This window comes from Sphingomonas sp. SORGH_AS_0789, from assembly GCF_031453055.1.
In the GTDB taxonomy this organism is placed as follows: Bacteria; Pseudomonadota; Alphaproteobacteria; order Sphingomonadales; family Sphingomonadaceae; genus Sphingomonas.
This window is the reverse complement of sequence record NZ_JAVIYV010000001.1, coordinates 2616371-2635083: the sequence shown is the minus strand read 5'-3', so window position 1 is coordinate 2635083 and position 18713 is coordinate 2616371. Positions and strand designations below refer to the sequence as shown.

At 68.0% G+C, this 18713-nt stretch carries 23 protein-coding genes and 2 tRNA genes; 10 read left to right on the top strand and 15 right to left on the bottom strand.

The features are described 5' to 3' along the window. Positions 1–97: 97 nt before the first annotated feature. The 6 genes from efp to QE360_RS12105 form a co-directional block, all read right to left on the bottom strand. Positions 98–661: an elongation factor P gene (gene efp / locus QE360_RS12130; protein WP_007403968.1), complete on the bottom strand. Its 564-nt coding sequence runs from the start codon at positions 659–661 to the stop codon at positions 98–100. Between the two features lie 72 nt (positions 662–733). Beyond that, positions 734–1345 (bottom strand): M23 family metallopeptidase, encoded by a 612-nt coding sequence (locus QE360_RS12125; RefSeq protein WP_309701845.1) that lies wholly within the window; start codon positions 1343–1345, stop codon positions 734–736. 133 nt (positions 1346–1478) lie between these two features. Further along, positions 1479–2162, bottom strand: a complete 684-nt coding sequence (gene thiE, locus QE360_RS12120; protein WP_309701842.1) for a thiamine phosphate synthase — start codon at positions 2160–2162, stop codon at positions 1479–1481. 104 nt (positions 2163–2266) lie between these two features. After that, positions 2267–3175: a class I fructose-bisphosphate aldolase gene (locus tag QE360_RS12115; RefSeq protein ID WP_309696357.1), complete on the bottom strand. Its 909-nt coding sequence runs from the start codon at positions 3173–3175 to the stop codon at positions 2267–2269. A gap of 32 nt (positions 3176–3207) precedes the next feature. Beyond that, the gene (locus tag QE360_RS12110) at positions 3208–3534 is read right to left on the bottom strand and encodes a type II toxin-antitoxin system PemK/MazF family toxin (RefSeq protein ID WP_309701840.1); all 327 of its coding nucleotides are present in this window, start codon (positions 3532–3534) and stop codon (positions 3208–3210) included. After that, complete coding sequence (locus QE360_RS12105; protein WP_307099731.1) at positions 3531–3761, bottom strand: ribbon-helix-helix protein, CopG family; 231 nt, start codon at positions 3759–3761, stop codon at positions 3531–3533. The genes QE360_RS12110 and QE360_RS12105 overlap by 4 nt, the downstream gene beginning before the upstream one ends. Positions 3762–3880: 119 nt before the next feature. Between QE360_RS12105 and QE360_RS12100 the strand changes: the two genes are divergently transcribed. Next, entirely contained in the window at positions 3881–4399 is a 519-nt protein-coding gene (locus tag QE360_RS12100; protein WP_405052590.1) for a TlpA family protein disulfide reductase, read from the top strand. Positions 4400–4551: 152 nt separating this feature from the next. Here QE360_RS12100 and QE360_RS12095 read toward each other — a convergent pair whose 3' ends face one another. Genes QE360_RS12095 through gap form a run of 3 tightly spaced genes read right to left on the bottom strand, consistent with a single transcriptional unit; the run spans position 4552 to position 7234 of the window. Further along, positions 4552–5751 carry a phosphoglycerate kinase gene (locus QE360_RS12095; protein ID WP_309701837.1) on the bottom strand — a complete coding sequence of 400 codons (1200 nt, stop codon included), beginning with the start codon at positions 5749–5751 and terminating at the stop codon, positions 4552–4554. Continuing rightward, positions 5748–6224: an MOSC domain-containing protein gene (locus QE360_RS12090; protein ID WP_309701835.1), complete on the bottom strand. Its 477-nt coding sequence runs from the start codon at positions 6222–6224 to the stop codon at positions 5748–5750. Before QE360_RS12090 ends, QE360_RS12095 begins: the two co-directional genes overlap by 4 nt. Further along, the gene (gene gap / locus QE360_RS12085) at positions 6224–7234 is read right to left on the bottom strand and encodes a type I glyceraldehyde-3-phosphate dehydrogenase (protein ID WP_307099737.1); all 1011 of its coding nucleotides are present in this window, start codon (positions 7232–7234) and stop codon (positions 6224–6226) included. Before gap ends, QE360_RS12090 begins: the two co-directional genes overlap by 1 nt. A gap of 203 nt (positions 7235–7437) precedes the next feature. On the opposite strand from gap, the gene QE360_RS12080 reads away from it, so the two are divergent. The 4 genes from QE360_RS12080 (at position 7438) to QE360_RS12065 (ending at position 8894) form a co-directional block, all read left to right on the top strand. Next, positions 7438–7635 carry a hypothetical protein gene (locus tag QE360_RS12080; protein ID WP_307099739.1) on the top strand — a complete coding sequence of 66 codons (198 nt, stop codon included), beginning with the start codon at positions 7438–7440 and terminating at the stop codon, positions 7633–7635. Next, positions 7635–7955, top strand: coding sequence for a cell division protein ZapA (locus tag QE360_RS12075; protein ID WP_307099741.1), 321 nt, complete (start codon positions 7635–7637; stop codon positions 7953–7955). Before QE360_RS12080 ends, QE360_RS12075 begins: the two co-directional genes overlap by 1 nt. 205 nt (positions 7956–8160) lie before the next feature. Beyond that, positions 8161–8694 (top strand): 5-formyltetrahydrofolate cyclo-ligase, encoded by a 534-nt coding sequence (locus tag QE360_RS12070; protein ID WP_309701831.1) that lies wholly within the window; start codon positions 8161–8163, stop codon positions 8692–8694. Further along, a complete protein-coding gene (locus QE360_RS12065; protein WP_309701830.1) occupies positions 8691–8894 on the top strand; it encodes a DUF2842 domain-containing protein in 204 nt (67 codons plus the stop codon). The genes QE360_RS12070 and QE360_RS12065 overlap by 4 nt, the downstream gene beginning before the upstream one ends. Positions 8895–9126: 232 nt before the next feature. Here QE360_RS12065 and QE360_RS12060 read toward each other — a convergent pair. The 4 genes from QE360_RS12060 to QE360_RS12045 form a co-directional block, all read right to left on the bottom strand. Next, positions 9127–9203, bottom strand: a tRNA-Asp gene (locus QE360_RS12060). 82 nt (positions 9204–9285) lie between these two features. Next, positions 9286–9362 (bottom strand) — tRNA-Asp (locus QE360_RS12055). A 57-nt stretch (positions 9363–9419) separates the two neighbouring features. Continuing rightward, entirely contained in the window at positions 9420–10565 is a 1146-nt protein-coding gene (locus tag QE360_RS12050) for an AI-2E family transporter (RefSeq protein ID WP_309704150.1), read from the bottom strand. Positions 10566–10760: 195 nt separating this feature from the next. Beyond that, positions 10761–10943 (bottom strand): hypothetical protein, encoded by a 183-nt coding sequence (locus tag QE360_RS12045; RefSeq protein ID WP_309701828.1) that lies wholly within the window; start codon positions 10941–10943, stop codon positions 10761–10763. A gap of 112 nt (positions 10944–11055) precedes the next feature. Between QE360_RS12045 and QE360_RS12040 the strand changes: the two genes are divergently transcribed. The 5 genes from QE360_RS12040 (at position 11056) to QE360_RS12020 (ending at position 16127) form a co-directional block, all read left to right on the top strand. Beyond that, on the top strand, positions 11056–11946 hold the full coding sequence (locus QE360_RS12040; protein ID WP_309701825.1) for an acyl-CoA thioesterase II: 891 nt from the start codon (positions 11056–11058) through the stop codon (positions 11944–11946). 151 nt (positions 11947–12097) lie between these two features. Next, positions 12098–13339 carry a TetR/AcrR family transcriptional regulator gene (locus QE360_RS12035; protein WP_309701823.1) on the top strand — a complete coding sequence of 414 codons (1242 nt, stop codon included), beginning with the start codon at positions 12098–12100 and terminating at the stop codon, positions 13337–13339. A gap of 129 nt (positions 13340–13468) precedes the next feature. Next, positions 13469–13984 carry a ca2+ sensor protein gene (locus QE360_RS12030; RefSeq protein ID WP_309701821.1) on the top strand — a complete coding sequence of 172 codons (516 nt, stop codon included), beginning with the start codon at positions 13469–13471 and terminating at the stop codon, positions 13982–13984. 78 nt (positions 13985–14062) lie between these two features. Continuing rightward, positions 14063–14782 (top strand): response regulator, encoded by a 720-nt coding sequence (locus QE360_RS12025; protein WP_309701819.1) that lies wholly within the window; start codon positions 14063–14065, stop codon positions 14780–14782. A gap of 10 nt (positions 14783–14792) precedes the next feature. After that, positions 14793–16127 (top strand): ATP-binding protein, encoded by a 1335-nt coding sequence (locus tag QE360_RS12020; RefSeq protein WP_309701817.1) that lies wholly within the window; start codon positions 14793–14795, stop codon positions 16125–16127. Here QE360_RS12020 and QE360_RS12015 read toward each other — a convergent pair whose 3' ends face one another. After that, entirely contained in the window at positions 16128–17609 is a 1482-nt protein-coding gene (locus QE360_RS12015) for an MFS transporter (protein WP_309701815.1), read from the bottom strand. A gap of 31 nt (positions 17610–17640) precedes the next feature. Next, positions 17641–18702, bottom strand: coding sequence for a LacI family DNA-binding transcriptional regulator (locus tag QE360_RS12010; protein ID WP_405052680.1), 1062 nt, complete (start codon positions 18700–18702; stop codon positions 17641–17643). Positions 18703–18713: the final 11 nt, after the last annotated feature.

Sequence of the window (18713 nt, the reverse complement as noted above, 5' to 3'; positions counted from 1 at the left end):
CGGGCGCTGGAAGTGAAAAGGCCCGCCGCGAACGACGGGCCGGGACGGCGGATGACGGGGTCGCGCGTCTGTCGCGCCGGTCATCCGCCGATACCGATTAGTCCGCGCGGCGGACGTAGGTCTGTTCGTACACGTCGACCACGATGCGCGTGCCGCTGGCGATGTGCGGCGGCACCATCACGCGGACGCCATTGTCGAGGATGGCGGGCTTGTACGACGAGGAGGCGGTCTGCCCCTTCACCACCGCGTCGGCCTCGACGATGGTGGCTTCGATCTGGTCGGGAAGCTGGACCGAGATCGGCTTTTCCTCGTGCAGTTCCATCACGACGTCCATGCCGTCCTGAAGGAACGCGGCGGCGTCGCCCAGCAGGTCGCGCGGCAGCGTGATCTGCTCATAGCTTTCCTTGTCCATGAAGGTCAGGTCGTCACCCTCGGCGAACAGGAACTGGAAGTCCTTGGTGTCGAGGCGGACGCGCTCGACCGTCTCGGCGGAGCGGAAGCGGACGTTCGTCTTGCGGCCGTCGATGAGGTTCTTCATCTCGACCTGCATATACGCACCGCCCTTGCCGGGCTGGGTGTGCTGAATCTTCACGGCGCGCCAGATGCCGCCTTCATACTCGATGATGTTGCCGGGACGAATGTCCACGCCGCTGATCTTCATGGGTCTTCAACCTGCTGGAAAGAGCAAAGGATGCCGGGGCGTGGCGCCGGACGGCAGTCCGTGTGGCCTGCCTTAGCTCGAAGCGGTCTTTCCGGCAAGCAGCGGATAGGGATCGACCGGCTCGCCCTGCCACCAGCCGTCCCCGGCGCGCATCCAGCTGATCGCGAAATGGAGATGGATGTTACCCGCCCCGGCATTGCCGCTGTCGCCGACATAGCCGACCACCTGCCCCTGGCGGACCGGCGCACCCTCCGCGATGCCCGGCGCATAGCCCCGGAGGTGCGCGTAATAGAGGCTCCAGCGGCCGTCGCGCGAGCGGATATAAAGGGTATGCCCGCCGCGATCGCTGTCGAACAGCTTTTCGATCGTGCCGGCCAGCGCCGCGACGACCGGGGTTCCGGCGGGGGCGATCAGGTCGATCCCCTCATGCTTGCGCTTGCCGCCTTCGCGCGGATCGCCCCAGTCATGATGCAGCGAGCCCAGCGGATAATGCGCGATCGGCATGGCCAGCGCCGCCGAACTGCCCGCCACCGCCTGGCGGGCGGGGGCCGCGACCTCGGGCACCACCACCCGGCCCGGCCCGAAGGACAGCATCGACAGGAAGCCGCCGACGCCGATCACGATCAGCGCCAGCATCACCCAGCCGAAGCGCGATAACGGCCCCCTGCCCCCGCTCTGCTTCATGCCCCCTCCTTCGCATCCGGCCGCCCATCCCCAAGCAAACGCGAGGAGGGGCGCTTGTTTCCGAAACGCAACGGATGGGAGGGTTCTCCACCACCCTTCGCCCCCGCCAGAGGGTGGGGGCGGAGCGGCGATATTATTTCAGCACCTCGGCAAAGGCCTTCACCGCGGCAGCCTCGTCGCCGTTCCACACCGCGCCCGACACGGCGAGGAAATCGGCCCCCGCCCGGACCAGCGGCGCGGCATTGGCCGGGGTGATCCCGCCGATCGCGACGCAGGGCAGCTCGAACAGCGTCGACCACCAGGACAGGACGACCGGCTCGGCCTGGTGCTTGGTTTCCTTGGTCGTGGTCGGGTAGAAGGCGCCGAACGCGACATAGTCCGCGCCCGCCTCGCCCGCTTCCATCGCCAGGTGGCGGCTGTCGTGACAGGTCACACCGATCTGCACCGTCGGGCCCAGCACGTCGCGCGCCTCGCGCGCATCGCCATCCTCCTGCCCCAGATGGACGCCATCCGCGCCGAGCCGCTTGGCCAGGCTGATGCTGTCATTGACGATGAAGGCCACCTCGCGATCCGCGCAGATACGCTGGAGCGGCTCGGCGAGCTTGGCGGCGGCGTGCTGGTCCATGTCCTTCACGCGGAACTGGAATGCCGCGACCGGCCCGGCGTCGAGCGCGCGCGCCAGACGGTCGGGGAACGTCCCGGCGACGTCGAGCGGCGAGATGAGGTAGAGCTGGCACGGCGGCCGCCGCATGTCGCGCACGAAGGCGCTGGCGAATTCGGGATCGAGCGGGCCGAGGGGATCGTCTTCAAGCGTCATGCCTGTCCCCCTAGCGCGTGACGCGGCGTCCGTCACCTGGGGGCGGCGCATGGTGGAATGGGCGTCCCGGTTCCCCAACCGGAACGCCCAAGCCTGCCAAGAACTTATTCCTCGTTCTTGTAGATCGCGACCAGCTTGTCGAGCATCGCGAGCGCCTCGTCGCGCGGACGCTGGAAGGTGTTGCGGCCGATGATCGAGCCGTTGCCGCCGCCGTCGCGAATGTCGCGCGCATCCTGATAGACGGCGTCCGCCCCCTTGGCCGCGCCGCCCGAGAAGACGACGATGCGACGGCCCGCAAAGCTGGACTGGACGACGTGGCGCACCCGGTCGGCCTGGTGGGACCAGTCGGTGCCCTCATAGGCGGACTTGGCCTCGGCCTGCTCGATATGGTCGGTGGGCAGCTTCACCTTGATGATATGCGCGCCGAGCTGCGCGGCCATGTGCGCCGCATAGGCACCGACGTCGAGCGCCAGTTCGCCGTCCTTGGTCAGCTTGCCGCCGCGCGGATAGCTCCAGATCACGGTGGCGAGCCCCGCCTCGCGCGCTTCGGCCGTCAGGATCGCGATCTGGTCCATCGCGTCGAAAATGCCGTCCGAGCCGGGATAGATGGTGAAGCCGATCGCCGCACAGCCCAGCCGCACCGCGTCCTGCACGCTGCCCGTCACGGCCTGCGTGATCGAGGTGCCCCAGCTGTTCGAGCTGTTGATCTTCAGGATGGTCGGGATCTGGCCCGCGAACGTGTCCGCCCCGGCCTCCAGCATCCCCAGCGGCGCGGCATAGGCGGACAGCCCGGCATCGATCGCCAGCTGGAAATGGTAATGCGGGTCATAGGCGGGCGGGTTGATCGCGAAGCTGCGCGCGGGCCCGTGTTCGAACCCCTGATCGACCGGCAGGATGATGAGCTTGCCAGTGCCCCCCAGCCGCCCCTGCATCAGGATACGCGCCAGATTGGCCTTCACAGCCGCCGGCGTGGCTTCGTACTTGTCGAGAATGGCCTTCACGATCGGGGTCATCGATTCTCTCCGGATTGGGTTCGGGGAACGGGTCAGAGCATCAACCAGCGGCGCAGCGCCTGGTCGACCTGCTCCATCCGGGTGGGCGAAGCATGGCCGAGCACTTTGACGATATGATTGCGCGGGATGGACAGGATCTTGTCCACCTGCACCTCGCACTCGACGGTCAGGCCGGTATGTTCGCGCGGGGAAAAGGCGACGCGAAACAGCGCCTCGCCGCCGACGACCGAGGTCATCGGACAGACGGTGATCGTATTGTGCGTCTCGTTGTAAAGGTCGGACTGGACGACCAGGAACGGGCGGTGGTCGCCCCCCTCGCCCGTCGTCGCGAGCACGATGGCGGCGTGCGAGATCTTCACGCCTCCGCCTCCTGCGCCAGTGCGTTCCAGAAGGCGAAATCCTCCGGCGTGTCGCGCTTCGACGCGCGAGTCGACTGGCGACGGGCCTCGCGGCGATAGGCCTCGTCATGCAGGTCGACATAGCGCCGGACCGCCTCGCGCGCGATGTCACTCTTGCTGCGGCCCTGCGTCCGCGCGACGGCCGCCAGCCGCTCTTCCAATTCGGTGTCGAGACGAACGCCGAGCATCGCCATTCCTTCGTTTAACACGTTCAACGTAGCAAGTCCGCCAAGTCGGATCAAGCGCCCTTGACGGCATAAAGTGTGCGCGATCATTCTGATGCGGGGCAGATGGGGGGAGTCTCGGGATGAAATGGTTGCGCTTCGCAGGGGCCGCGATGCTGGCCGTGACGCCCGTTGCGTCCCCGACCCTCGCCAGGTCCACGCCCAAGGTCGGCGACATGGCGCCCGATTTCGACCTGACGCTGATCGACGGCAGCCATGTCCGGCTGGCGGATTTGCGAGGACAGGTGGTCGTGCTGAATTTCTGGGCGACATGGTGTGGGCCGTGTCGGGCGGAACTGCCGCTGCTCGACCAATATTATCGCATCCAGGCGCAGCATGGCCTGAAGGTCTTTGCGATCGCAACCGAGGATTCGCTGCCGCTCTACAGGCTGAAGCCGTTGTTCGCCGCGATGACGATGCCATCGGCGCGGCGGATCAAGGGGCCCTATGCCACGCTGGGCGCGGTGCCGACCAATTACATCATCGATCGCAGCGGGCGGGTCCGCTACGCCAAGGCCGCCGCGTTCGAACTGAGCGACCTCAACCAGTTGCTGGTGCCGCTTCTAAAGGAAACCCCGTCGCCAGCGGCGACGGGGTCGTAGCCCCTTAATCCTCTTCCCCTGCAAGGGGAGGAGGTCCAGCGAAGCTGGTGGAGGGGTGTCCCCGCTCATCGGGAAATTCCACCCTCGCCGATGGTGACACCCCTCCGTCAGGCCTTCGGCCTGCCACCTCCCCTTGCAGGGGAGGATTGCGGTTACGCGATCAGCGCGGCGACGCCGGGCAGGTCCTGGCCTTCCATCCATTCCAGGAACGCGCCGCCCGCAGTCGAGACGAAGCTGAACTGCGTCCCCACGCCCGCCTGGTTGAGCGCGGCGACGGTGTCGCCACCGCCCGCGACCGAGACGAGGCTGCCATCCTGGGTCAGCGCCGCCGCCGTCTTGGCGAGTGCGACGGTCGCCATGTCGAAGGGCGGCGTCTCGAACGCGCCGAGCGGGCCGTTCCAGACGAGCGTGCGGCAGTTCTTGAGCACATCGCCCAGCGCCTCGACCGCATTGGGGCCAAGGTCGAGGATCATCTCGTCGGCGGCGACCTCGTGCACGTTGACGGTGCGCGTCGCGGGGTTCGGCTTGAACTCCTTGGCGACCACCACGTCATAGGGCAGGTGGACGGTGCAGCCCGCCTTGTCGGCGGCGTCAAGGATCTCCTCGGCGGTGCCGGTCAGGTCATGCTCGCACAGCGACTTGCCCACATCGACCCCGCGCGCGGCGAGGAAGGTGTTGGCCATGCCGCCGCCGATGATGAGGTGATCGACCTTGCCGACCAGATGCTTGAGCACGGCGAGCTTGGTCGAGACCTTGGCTCCGCCGACCACTGCCGCGACTGGGTGCTGCGGATTGCCCAGCGCCTTTTCCAGTGCGTCGAGTTCGGCCTCCATCGCGCGTCCCGCGAACGCCGGAAGCTGGCGCGCCAGACCCTCGGTCGAGACGTGGGCGCGGTGCGCCGCCGAAAAGGCGTCGTTGACGTAGAAGTCGCCCAGCCTGGCGATCTGCGCCGCCAGTTCGGGGTCGTTCTTCTCCTCGCCGGCATGGAAACGCGTGTTCTCCAGGATCGCGATATCGCCGGGGTTCAGCGTCGCGACCGCCGCCTCCGCCGCCTCGCCCGCGACATCGTCGATGAAGCGGACTGGACGGCCCAGCACGTCGCTATAGGGCTGGGTCAGCATCGCCAGCGAATAGTCGGGATTACGCTGCCCCTTGGGGCGGCCGAAATGAGCAAGGACCAGGACGATCGCGCCCTTGTCGGCCAGTTCGGTCACGGTCGCGATCGTCGCGCGCAGGCGGGTGTCGTCGGTCACGCGGCCATCGGCCATCGGCACGTTCAGATCCTCGCGGACCAGCACGCGCTTGCCCTGGACATCGCCCATATCGTCGAGCGTCTTGAAGGCCTTGGTCATGATTCCTCGATCCTGATGTTATCGCCGATGCGGATCGTGCCACCCTCGATCACGCGGGTGCATACGCCACCGCGCCAGTCGGGCTTGAGGGCCGTCTGCAATCCGTCGGCGATCGCGTCCATGCGGTGGCACGGATCGCATTCCATGGTGATTTCCAGAAGGACGGGCCCGATACGCAACCGGGTGCCCGGAATTTGGGGAAGGTCGAAATCCTCGACCAACAGGTTCGCGCGGCGCTCCTGCCAGGGGATGTTACGGTCGATCTCGGCCAGTGCGGCGTCCCAGTCGGCCCGCTCGATCAGCGTCACCTGACGCCGCCCGCGCCCACCGGGCTTGATCCGCCCGCGACAATCGCCTTCGACGCCGCCCGCCGGGGTGACGATGGCGGTGTCGATCACCTCCATCGGCCCCTTGGGTACGGCATGGCGGGCGATGCCGGCCAGATGCCCGGTCATCGCCCGCCCCGTCGTCATCAGAGGAACTTCGCCATCGCGGTCGCGGTGTCGACCATGCGGTTCGAGAAGCCCCATTCATTGTCGTACCACGACACGACGCGCACCAGCTTGCCGTCGATCACCGCCGTTTCCAGGCTGTCGACGGTCGAGGACTGCGGCGAGTGCATCAGGTCGATCGACACCAGCGGCTCGTCCGAGAAGACCAGCACGCCCTTCAGCGGACCGTCTTCCGACGCCGCCTTCAGGATCGCGTTGACCTCTTCCTTGGTCGTGTCGCGCGCCGGGGTGAAGGTCAGGTCGACCAGGCTGACGTCGGGCACCGGCACGCGGATGGCCGAGCCGTCCAGCTTGCCCTTCAGTTCCGGCAGAACCTCGCCCACCGCGCGGGCGGCGCCCGTCGTGGTCGGGATCATCGACATGGCGGCGGCGCGGGCGCGACGCAGATCGGGGTGGATCTGGTCGAGGATCTTCTGGTCGTTGGTATAGGCGTGGACCGTGGTCATCAGGCCACGCTCGATCCCGATCGCGTCGTTCAGCACCTTGGCGACCGGCGCCAGGCAGTTGGTGGTGCACGAAGCGTTCGAGACGATGGTGTGCTCGGCGGTCAGCTTGTCATGGTTGACGCCGTACACGACGGTCAGGTCGACATTCTTGCCGGGGGCCGAGATCAGCACCTTTTTGGCGCCCGCCGCGATGTGCTTCTCGCACGACGCCTTGTCGGTGAAGAAGCCGGTGCACTCCAGGACCAGGTCGACGCCCAGTTCCTTGTGCGGCAGGTTCGCCGGATCGCGCTCGGCGGTGACGCGGATGCGCTTGCCGTCGATCACGATGTCGTTGCCGTCGGCCGACACCTCGCCCGGATAGCGGCCATGGACGCTGTCGCGGCTGAACAGCCAGGCGTTCGACTTGGCATCGGCCAGATCGTTGATCGCGACGAGTTCCAGCGCGTCGCCGCCCCGCTCGAGAATGGCGCGCGCGACCAGGCGGCCGATGCGGCCGAAGCCATTGATTGCAACCTTGACCGTCATGCCGGCAATCTCCTGTCTTTCACGTCGGGCCGATGGCTGGACGCCCGGCCCCGGGTTCGGTGGGGGATGTAGCGGCCCGTGCCGCCGAATTCCACCGTTCGCGCTCGCCTTTCGGGGCCGATCGGGCCGCTGTCAACCGCCCCTCGGCCCCGGACGATCCAATTCCGGGTTGCCGCATGGAGCCATCCTGCTAAGCCGCATTCATGCCCGAACCCATTGTCGACGATGTCCTCTCCTCCGTCGAGCGGATCGACCGCGCGATCGCCCGTATCGAACAGGCGATCCGCACCCGCGCGGCCAAGGAAGACGCGCTCGCCCGCCGTCATGCCGCGCTCAAGGCGCGCATGGCCGACGCGGTCACCGCGCTGGACGACGTGATCAGCCGGGGGAGCGCCGCCTGATGGCCGAGGTGACGATCCTGGTCGGCGACCGTCCGCACACCGTCTATTGCCAGGACGGCGGCGAGGCGCGCGTCCGGATGCTGGGCCAGATGCTCGACCAGCGCTGGTCGGCCGCGCTGCGTGCCTCGGGCGGACATAATGGCGAACGGGCGCTGCTCTTCGTCTCGCTGATGCTGGCCGACGCGCTGGAGGAGGCCGAGCGGCGCCCGCCCGCCGGAGCCGCGGTCAGCGAGGCCGCGCTCGCGCGGATCGCCGAGCGGCTGGAGGGGCTGGCCGATGCGCTGGACGAAGAAGGGCGATCCGGGAACGGCCGCCCTTGAGTAACGCGGAGTCCTCGCCTACATGGGTCGGCGGCGGGCTCTGCCCGGTACGAGCCACGATAATCCCTGAGGCTATTCTTCATCCAAGGGGGCTGTCCCTGCCCGGACCCTGGTCCGACGTACATGGTCCCCACCTGACGTATTGGGCGTCGGTGGATATTACGGCAAACGGCCATGGCGGTCCCGCCACCCGCTTTCTTCTGACATGACCGACAAACGTGCCCTGCGCGCCCGGATGCGCGGCGTCCGCGACGCGCATGGCCCCGGCCTGCTGCCGGTGGCACGCCTTTTTCTCGACCGGCTGCTGCCCGGACAGATCGTCGCGGCCTATCGCCCGCTGGGGTCGGAGGCCGATCCGGCCTTGTGGGTCGAGGCGGCGCTGCACGCGGGCGCAACGATCGCCCTGCCGCATGTGGTGGACCGGGCGAGCCCGATCCGCTTCCTGCGGTGGTCGCAGGGGCAAAATCTGGCCATCGGCGCCTTCGGGCTTCACCAGCCCTCCCCCGACGCCCCCGAATGCGCCCCCGACATCATCCTGACGCCGCTGGTCGGCTTCGACCGGCGCGGCAATCGGCTGGGACAGGGGGCCGGGCATTATGACCGCGCCTTCGCGGCCCATCCCGACGCCTGGCGGGTCGGCATCGCCTGGAGCGTGCAGGAGATCGGGGAACTGACGCCCGACAGCTGGGACGTGCCGCTCCACGCCATCGCCACCGAATCGGAATGGATCGTCCCATGACCCCCAGCTGGCGCAAACCCGCAGGAATGCTGCTGATCGTCGCGATCATCATCGTCTGGGCGATGCTGGTCGCCAGCCTGTCCGGCGTGGTCGGACGGTGGCATTGGGTGTTGCAGCTGCTTTTCTATGTCGTCGCGGGGATCGCATGGATCACGCCGATGAAGCCGCTGCTTCGCTGGATGGAGGGTGGACGGAGCTGAGGGGGCGCCGCGGAACCGGCCCTGCCTCCTGCACCTGCCACCGCATCCTCGCTCCCCAACACCGTTCGCTCAGGCGGAACGGAGGGATGGGCGCAGGAGGCGGGTTTTCCGGGGAGCCATCGGCCACGAAGACCAGCGCCCGTTCACGCTGAGCGAAGTCGAAGCGCATGCCCTGCGATCACAACCAAACCGGCAATGTCTATGCTGAAAACAAAAGCGCCATCCCGAAGGATGGCGCGAGTGACGGGGCTCGAACCCGCGACCTCCGGCGTGACAGGCCGGCGCTCTAACCAACTGAGCTACACCCGCTTGAAAGCCATGGGATGCCAACCGAAATCGGCATCGGCCCCTAGAGGGGATTTCGATATTTTCAGCCATTCTCCGAGGAGAGTGGCGCGAGTGACGGGGCTCGAACCCGCGACCTCCGGCGTGACAGGCCGGCGCTCTAACCAACTGAGCTACACCCGCTGAAAGCGTCGAGGCGCGCCAACTAGGCGAGCGTTCCCGACCTGTCAACGCATCATTTCATTTTTCTTGCGGAACGTCCGCCGGGTCGCTGTCGCGGTCGAGATGGGTGAGCGTTCCATGCTCGAACAGGAAGCCCGCAATGTCGGGCTTGCCCGCCGCCTTGAGCACGGTCTGGAGGATGATGAGCAGCGGCACCGCCAGCAGCGCGCCCAGCGTCCCCCACACCCATCCCCAGAAGCTGAGCGAGACGAGGATCAGGATCGGACTGATGGTCAGGCGGTGCCCGACGATCAGCGGGGTGATCAAGTTCGCCTCCACCAGATGCATGCCGTACATGATGGCGGGGGGCGCCAGCGCGACCCAGATGTCGCTGAACGTCATCAGCCCGCCCACCGCCAGCAGCAGCGCGCCGATCACCGGCCCGAAATAGGGGATATAGTTCAGCAGCGCGACGATACCGCCCCACATCAGCGGATAGGGCATGCCGAACAGCGACAGCGCCCCCGCCACCGCACCGCCCAGCGCCAGGTTGATGATGGTGATGGTGCCCAGATAGGCCGACACGTCGTCGACCACGTCCTGGATCACCCGCGCGGTCGCCATCGCGCCGTCGAAGCTCGTCCGCCCGCGAATCGTCTCGCGCCGCATCCGGGTCCAGCCCGACAGGACGAAGAAGACGACGAGGACGCCGAAGAGGAACTGGACGATCAGCCCCGGCGCGGAGGTCGCCGCCAGTTCCAGGATCGAGCTGGGCGGCGAGACGGCCGCCGTCTGCGCCTGGCGGATCGGGGTCGTGGCGACCTGCCGCAACGCCTTGTTCACATAGCGTTCGAGACTGGAATAGAGATCGAGCAACGGCGCCAGATTGTCCTGGATCCGCCCGATCCGGCTGGGCAGCAGGCGGAAAAAGTCGGTCGCGGGCACCACGATCGCCGCCAGCGCGATATTGGCGACGATCAGGAACAGCAGAACGCACAGCAACGCGGCGAGCGGCGACGGCACGCGACGCCGCTCCAGCCACTCCAGGATCGGCACCAGCGCGATCGCGATGACCAGCGCGGTGGTCAGCGGCAGGAAGAACTCCGCCCCTTCCTTCAGCGCGAACGGCAGCGCCAGGATGAAGCCCGCCCCCGCCGTCAGGGTCAGCCCGGCGAGCAGCCGGTCGCGGCGCATCGCGATCCGCACCGCATCGCGCTGCCCCATGCCGACCGGCACCCCCAGGATCGAATCACCGACCGGCCGACCCAAGCCGACCTCGTCATCTTGCGCGTCACTCATCCGGTCACGTTAGCGGCTTTCCCCAAGCTGAAAAGCCGCTAACCGCGCCGTTTCATGACGTTTGTGTCATGCGTCGCGCATGGGTGCGCGCCCTGCCGCCAGCGGAGGGCGGCGGTGCCGTCACCAGGCGCGGGGAATCCCGCCCGTCCGCTCCGCGACCGCATTCTCGATCGACTGGAGCTGGGTGCGGTTCAACACACCCGCATCCATCAGGTGCCGCATCAATTCATCGGTCAACGCGGCCAGGAAGTGCAGCTCGGCACGCTCCGAGGCGCCATCTTCGTTCAAGACTTCCATCGCCATCTCCCGATCTTCTCGTCGACGCGGACTGTGTAGCGGGCACCCCAAGGGCGCGATAGTATCTTTTACCCGCCGCTCCATTGACGTTTACGTTAGCGGAATCCATCAAGGGCGGATGGACCATGCCAAGCCCTCCGCCCCCTCGCCCGAAGCGCTTGCCAGGGGGCTGGTCGCCCTGCTCGACGTCGAGGAGATCGACACCGATCTGTATCGCGGTGCCCGCCGACCGGGCGGCGAAGGCCGGGTCTTTGGCGGACAGGTGATCGCGCAGGCGCTCCAGGCCGCGCAACGCTCGACCGACGCCCCGCGCGCGGCGCATTCGCTCCACGCCTATTTCATGCGCGCAGGCGACGAACGCTATCCGATCATCTACCGGGTCGAGCGGGATTTCGAGGGGCGCAGCTTCGCGACGCGGCGCGTGATCGCGATGCAGAAGGGCAAGCCGATCCTCAACCTCGCCTGCTCGTTCCAGACGCCCGAGGACGGGCTGCACCATCAGGACGCGATGCCCGATGTCCCGATGCCGGACAGTCTGGCATCCGAACGGGATCTGCTGGCCTCGCTGGGCGACCGGGTTCCCGCACCGATCCGCGCCTTTCTCAGCCGACCGCGTCCGATCGAGCTGCGCCCGGTCGATCCGCGCCAGTTGCTCCAGCCCGAACCGCGCGAGCCGACCCAGGCGATCTGGTTCCGGCTGGTGGCGCCGATCGGCGACGATCCGACGCTGCACCGCGCGGTGCTGGCCTATGCCAGCGACTTCGCGCTGCTCGGCACCTCGACGCTGCCGCACGGGGTGAACTGGCTGATCGACAATATGCAGACCGCCAGCCTGGACCACGCGCTGTGGCTGCACGAGCCGTTCCGCGCCGACCAGTGGCTGCTCTACACCACCGACAGCCCCTGGGCGGGCCATGCGCGCGGGTTCAACCGGGGGCGCATCTTCACCGCGGAGGGCCGACTGGTCGCCAGCGTCGCGCAGGAGGGGCTGATCCGGCTGCGCGACTGAAGGCCCGCCGGACATACCCGATCTTTGGAAACGCCGCCGTCCCTGCCCCACCTGCCCCGCGAAACAGCAAGAAGGGCGATGACCGGCGACACTTTTTCTTCTAATCGGCCGTTACACGACCCCGTTACACGACCATGAGGAACTCGACGCGATGACCGCGATGCCCGTCGGCGAAGGGCTGAATACCGAACGCTATCGCCAGAAGCGCGACGCCATCCTGGCGGCGGCGGCGCAGGCGATCAACGAACAGTCGGCCAAGGGCATGACCTTCGCCGATGTCGCGCGCCGGGTCGGGCTGAACACCACCAGCGTCACCTATTATTTCCGCCGCAAGGAGGAACTGGCCGCCGCCGCGTTCGAGAACACGCTCGAGCGGCTGCTGGAGATGCTGGCGACCGCCGCCGAGGAGCCGACGCCGCAGGCGCGGGTCGCGCGCTATGTCTCGATCAACATGGCCCGGCTGGCGCGGATCGAGCGGGGGGAGGAAACGCCCTTCGCCGTGCTGTCGGACCTGCGCGCGATGGAGGAGCCCATTCGCGGCCGGTTGATGGCCGGGTGGCAGAAGGTCTTCCGCGCCACGCGCAGCCTGTGGGGTACGCCCGCCAGCCGCGCGCATACCGATCTGTACGGCGCGCGGGCGCATGTCCTGCTCGAAAACACCTTCTGGCTGCCCGTATGGCTGGGCCGGTACGAACCCGACCAGTATGACCGGGTCGAGGCGCGGCTGCTCGACGTGCTGACCCATGGCGTCGCGGCACGGGGATCGGCCTGGCACCCCACCCTGCTCGACCTGGAACAGCACCGGGCCAGCGCGTCGGAGCCGGGGCGCGAGGCGTTCCTGCTGGCGGCGACGCGCCTGATCAATCAGCTCGGCTATCGCGGCGCCAGCGTGCAGCGGATCGCGTCCGAGCTGAACGTGACCAAGGGCAGCTTCTACCACCATCTCGACGCCAAGGACGATCTGGTCGCCGCCTGTTATCGCCGCAGCTTCGACACGATCACCGGCGCGCAGCAACTGGCCGATGCGGCGGGGGGCAGCCATTGGCACCGGCTGTCGAGCGCGATAGCCACGCTGCTCGACATCCAGTTCGCCGAGCGCGGGCCGCTGCTGCGCACCTCGGCGCTGTCCAGCTTGGCGGGGGATGAGCGCGCCGCGATGGTCGAACGGTCCAACCGGATCGCCCGCCGCTATGCGGGGACGATCATGGACGGGGTGGCCGAGGGCTCGATGCGCCCAGTCGATGCGCTGATCGCCGCACAGGCGTTGATGGCGCTCCAGAACGCCGCCTTCGACATGCGCAAATGGGCCAGCACCATGGAGCGGCCGCATGCGATCGCACTCTATGCCTCGACCATCCTCTACGGCCTGTTCGACGACCGGCTGCTGGACTGACGCCCCGCCCTCCCCGCACATTTTGCGACAATATGCCGGGCGGCGCGACATGATCCGGTGACAGGACGGCGCGACAAGGGGGCATGACCGGAGGGAATGGCCCTTCCGTCCAGAAGGAATGCTTCCTCCATGCGAAAGACCCTGATCGGCCTTTCCCTCGCCGCGCTGCTCGGCAGCACCGCCGCCTATGCCCAAGGCGACATGCCCCCTCCCCCGCCCAGCGGCATGATGGGGGCGCGCCCCGACGCGAACGGCAATATCACCCGCGCCGCCGCCATCGCCGACGCCGACCGGCGCTTCGCCGACATGGATGCCGATCATGACGGCACCGTCACGCCCGAGGAAATGCAGGCCTATCACGCCCGGCGTCGCGCCGAATGGCAGCAGCGCCGCCCCGAAGGGCCCCGCCCCCATGGTGAGCGCCCCAAGGGCGAGCGCCCCGGTCGGCCCGCACCGGGACCGATCACCGCCGATGCGTTCCGGGCGCGCGCGCTCGCCATGTTCGACCGGCTGGACACCAATCACGACGGCAGGATCGACGCGACGGAACGCGCCGCCGCGCCCCGTTTCGGCGGCCGCCGCTTCGGCCATGACCGTATGGGCGACCTGCCCCCTCCCCCTCAGCCTGCACCGCAGGACCACTGAGCCGTCAGGCGGGGCGACCGATTCTCCCAACGGCCGCCCCGCTTGCGAGCCGCGCCCGCCATGCTAGACCCAGAGATCATGTCCGATACGCCGCATTTGCTGCTCGTCGACGACGAGCGTTCGATCCGCGAGCCGCTGGCCGTCTATCTGACCAAACAGGGTTTCCGCGTGACCCAGGCGGGCGATGCCGCCTCGGCCCGGACGCGGCTGGCCGCCTATGCGATCGATCTCGTCATCCTCGACGTCATGATGCCCGGCGAGGACGGCCTGTCGCTCTGCCGCCATATCGCCGCAACCAGCGAGGTGCCGGTCATCCTGCTGACCGCGCGTGCCGAGGAAACCGACCGCATCGTCGGGCTGGAGATGGGCGCGGACGACTATGTCGTGAAGCCCTTCTCCCCGCGCGAACTGGCGACCCGCGCCAAGGTCGTGCTGCGCCGGACCCAGTCCGGTGGCGCGCGGCTGCATGCGCCCGACAGCGGCTCCTATGCCTTTGCGGGCTGGGTGCTGAAATCAGGCGAGCGGTCGCTGGTCGATCGCGAGGGCGTGTCGGTGATGCTGTCGACCGGCGAATACAACCTCCTCCTCGCGCTGGTCAGCCGCCCGCGCCAGGTGCTGACCCGCGACCAGCTGCTCGACCTTACGCAAGGGCGCGAGGCCGCCGCCTTCGACCGCGCGATCGACAATCAGGTCAGCCGCCTGCGCCGCAAGATCGAGACCGATCCCAAATCGCCCGAGATCATCAAGACGGTCTGGGGCGGCGGCTATACGCTGGCCGCCGAAGTCACCCGCCTGTGACCGCCCACCGATGACCGTCCGGCTCTGGCCGCGTCGGCTGGCGGGGCAGATGGCGCTGCTGCTCGCCATCGCGCTGTTCGTGGCGCAGGCGATCAGCTTCACGCTGCTCCTGCGCGAGCGGCGCAGCCTCCAGCTCGAACAGACCTCCGGCCCCGCCATCGCGCGACTGAACGACGCCATCGAGCGCGCCGCCAGCGGCAAGCCGCTTCCCCCCGATCGCGGGCGGGTGCGGGCCTCGGCGAACAATCCGATCCGCCCCGACCTGCCGCGCGTGAAGGAGGTCGAGGCGCTGATCCGCGACGGGCTTGCCGAGACCGGCCATCCCGTCGTTCGGGTGGTGACCGGCGTGCGCCCCTTCAACCCGGAGGATTTCGACTGGCCCCGCCGCCGGGGCGACCGTCGCCGCATCCCCGCCGAGGAATTGCTGATCGCGGTCGAGCGCAAGGGCGGCGGCTGGTTGGTCACGCGATCCTTCTGGCCGCATGATGGCCTGTTCCTGGTCTGGCGGCTGATCGCGCAGACGCTGATCCTCTACGGCGTCATCCTGCTTCCCGTGCTGTGGATCGGGCGTCGCATCTCGCGCCCCTTGCGCGACCTGACCCGTGCCGCAGAGGGCTTCGATCCGCGTGAGAAGGGCGAGCCCATGCCCGAACAGGGCCCGCTGGACGTGTCCGCGCTGATCGCCGCGTTCAACGCCCTTCGCCTGCGGATCGGCGCGATGCTGGAGGAGAAGGACCGGATGCTCGGCGCGATCGGCCACGACCTGCGTACCCCGCTGGCCGCGCTGCGCGTGCGGATCGAGTCGGTCGAGGACGAACAGGACCGGCTGCGCATGGCCGATACCATCGCCGAGATGAACAAGACGCTGGAGGACATCCTCTCGCTCGCGCGCGTCGGGCGGCCCAGCGAGGCGGAAACCGATGTCGACCTGAACGCGCTGGTCGATGCCGTGGTCGCCGATTTCCATGATCTGGGGCAGGATGTCAGCTTCGAGGAGCGCGGGCGGCTTCGGCTGAAGCTGCGGCCCTCGCTGATGCGGCGCGCGGTGCGCAACCTGATCGAGAATGCGGTCAAATATGGTCACTCCGCCGATGTCCGCATCGACGCGCTGCCCGACCGGATCGCGATCATCGTCGCCGATCGCGGCCCCGGCATCGCCGTCGACCAGTTGGAGACGGTGTTCGACCCCTTCATCCGGCTGGAGCATTCGCGCAACCGCGATACCGGCGGGATCGGGCTGGGGCTGGCGCTGGCGCGGTCGATCGTGCGCGAGGCGGGGGGCGATATCCGCCTGGCCAACCGGCCCGAGGGCGGGCTGGCGGCGACGATCACCCTGCCCCGCTGATCAGGCGTCGCGCGCCACCCGCAGCATCGCCGCCGCCGCCAGCACCATGACCCCCGCCGCGATCGCCATCGCCCAGACCAGGTTGCCGGGAAAGAAATGCCCGACCACCGCGCCCATCACCGACGACACGATCAGCTGTGGCAGCACGATAAAGATATTGAACAACCCCATGTAGATACCCAGTTTTTCGGCCGGAAGCGCCGCCGACAGGATCGCATAGGGCATGGTCAGGATCGACGCCCAGGCGATCCCCACCAGCACCATCGCGCCGAGCAGCCACCAGGCGTCGCGGATCACCAGGAACGAGGCGAACCCCGCCGCGCCGCACAGCAACCCCAGGACATGCGTGTTGCGCCGCCCGATCGCCCGCGCCAGCCGGGGCAGGACAAAGGCCCAGAGCGTCGCCACCCCGCTATAGACCGCAAAGAGCACCCCGACCCAGTTCGCGCCCTCGTTGAACGCCGCGCTGCTCGGGTCGCTGGTATGGAACACCCGGTCGGCGACGATCGGGGTGGTATAGATCCACATGATGAACAGCGCCGACCAGGTGAAGAACTGGACCAGCGCCAGCCGCTTCATCGTCACGGGCATCGCGCCGAGATCGGCGAGGATCTGGCTGAGCGCGTTGCCGCCGCGCCCGCTGCGCACCAGCGCGGCGCTGACGATCTTCGCCAGGCCGAAGGCGACCAGCCCGCCGCCCAGCAGATAGACCGGCTTGTCGAGCCCCAGCCCGCCGACGCCTGCGACGATCGCCAGCCCGGCCGCGATCCAGAGCGGCGCCGCCCCCATGGCGCGCGACGGCGGGGCATCGCCATGGCTGGCCTGTTGCGCATCGTCATCGGCAAAGGCGGCGATCTGTTCGGGCGAATATTCGCGCGTGGTCAGGACCGTCCACATCACCGCGACGAACAGCGCCGCCGCGCCAATATAAAAACCATAGCGCACCGAGGGAGGCACCTCGCCCGGTCCGGCGACATTGGCGACGTGAAAGACATCGGTCAGCACCATCGGTGCCAGCGATCCCAGCACCGCGCCCGCGCCGATGAACCCGGTCTGGAAGGCATAGCCCGCCGTTCGCTGCCGACCGGGCAGCATGTCGCCGACAAAGGCGCGGAACGGCTCCATCGAGACGTTGAGCGACGCGTCGAGCAGCCATAGCAGCATCGCCGCCGCGACCAGCCCACCGGCATTGGGCATGGCCACCAGCGCCAGCGTCGCCAGCACCGCCCCCGCCAGGAAATAGGGCCGCCGCCGCCCGAAACGCCCCCAGGTCCGGTCGCTATAATGACCGATCACCGGCTGGACGAGCAGCCCGGTCAGCGGAGCCGCGATCCACAGAAACGCCAGATCCTTCTCGGCGGTGCCCAGCGACTGGAAAATGCGGCTGACATTGGCATTTTGCAGGGCAAAGCCGATCTGGATGCCGAAAAAGCCGAACGAGGTGTTCCACAAGCCCCAAAAGCCCTGACGCGGCTTCTCCATATCCTGTCCCAATCATCTGTTTTATTTGTTTTTATGGCCGGATGCTCGATCCGCGAACGACCAACGTCGCGGGCAGCAGCGCGGTGACACGCGGCTTGCCCGCAATCTCCGCCAGCAGCGCGCGGACCAGCAATCGCCCGGCGGCGGAGGCGTCCTGCAACACGGTGGTCAGCGGCGGGTGCGCAAAGCTGGCGGCGGGAATATCGTCGAAGCCGACCACCGACACATCGGCGGGCACGCGCATCCCCGCCTCCGCCAGCACGCGCATCGCGGCGAGCGCGATCAGGTCGCTGGCCGCCATGATCCCGTCGAACGTCCGCCCCCGCGCCAGCAGCGCCCGCGCCGCGCGCTCGCCCTCCTCCTCGCTGGAGATCGCGCCGACCTGAAGCGCGGGATCGCAAGGCAGGTCCGCCTCGGCCAGCGCGTCGCGATAGCCGCGATAGCGGTCGTGGAATTCGGGATAATGGTCGGTCGCGTCGCCCAGAAAGGCGATACGCCGTCGGCCTTGCGCGACCAGATGCCGGGTCGCGGCCAGCGCACCCGCATGATTGTCGCATCCGATGGTCAACCCCGGCTGGTCCGGCGTCACCGATCCCCAGCGCACGAAATGGGTGCCGCGCGCCACCAGCTGGTCCAGCTGCTCGCGATAATCGGCATAGTCGCCATAACCCAGCAGGATCAGCCCGTCGGCGCGGTGGCTGTCCTCATAATCGGCCTGCCAGTTGTTCTCGACATTCTGGAACGAGACCAGCAGGTCGTAACCGACCTCGGCACAGCTCTCCATGATCGAGCCCAACATACCGAGAAAAAAGGGATTGATCAGCGTGCGGCCCGGCGAGGGATCGCGAAACAGCAACAGCGCCAGCGTCCGCGTCTGCCCGCTGCGCAGATTGGAGGCGGCCCGGTCGACGGTATAGTTCAGCGTCTTGGCGATCGCCTCGATCCGGGCGCGCGTGGCTGCGCTCACCGAAGGACTGCCGCGCAGGGCCCGGCTGACGGTCGGCTGCGACACCCCCGCCAGTTGCGCGATGTCGAACGATGTGGGCTTTCTCTGGCCGACCAAGACGCGCGGTTCCTCCTCTCCCTGCTGCATACCGGCATTGC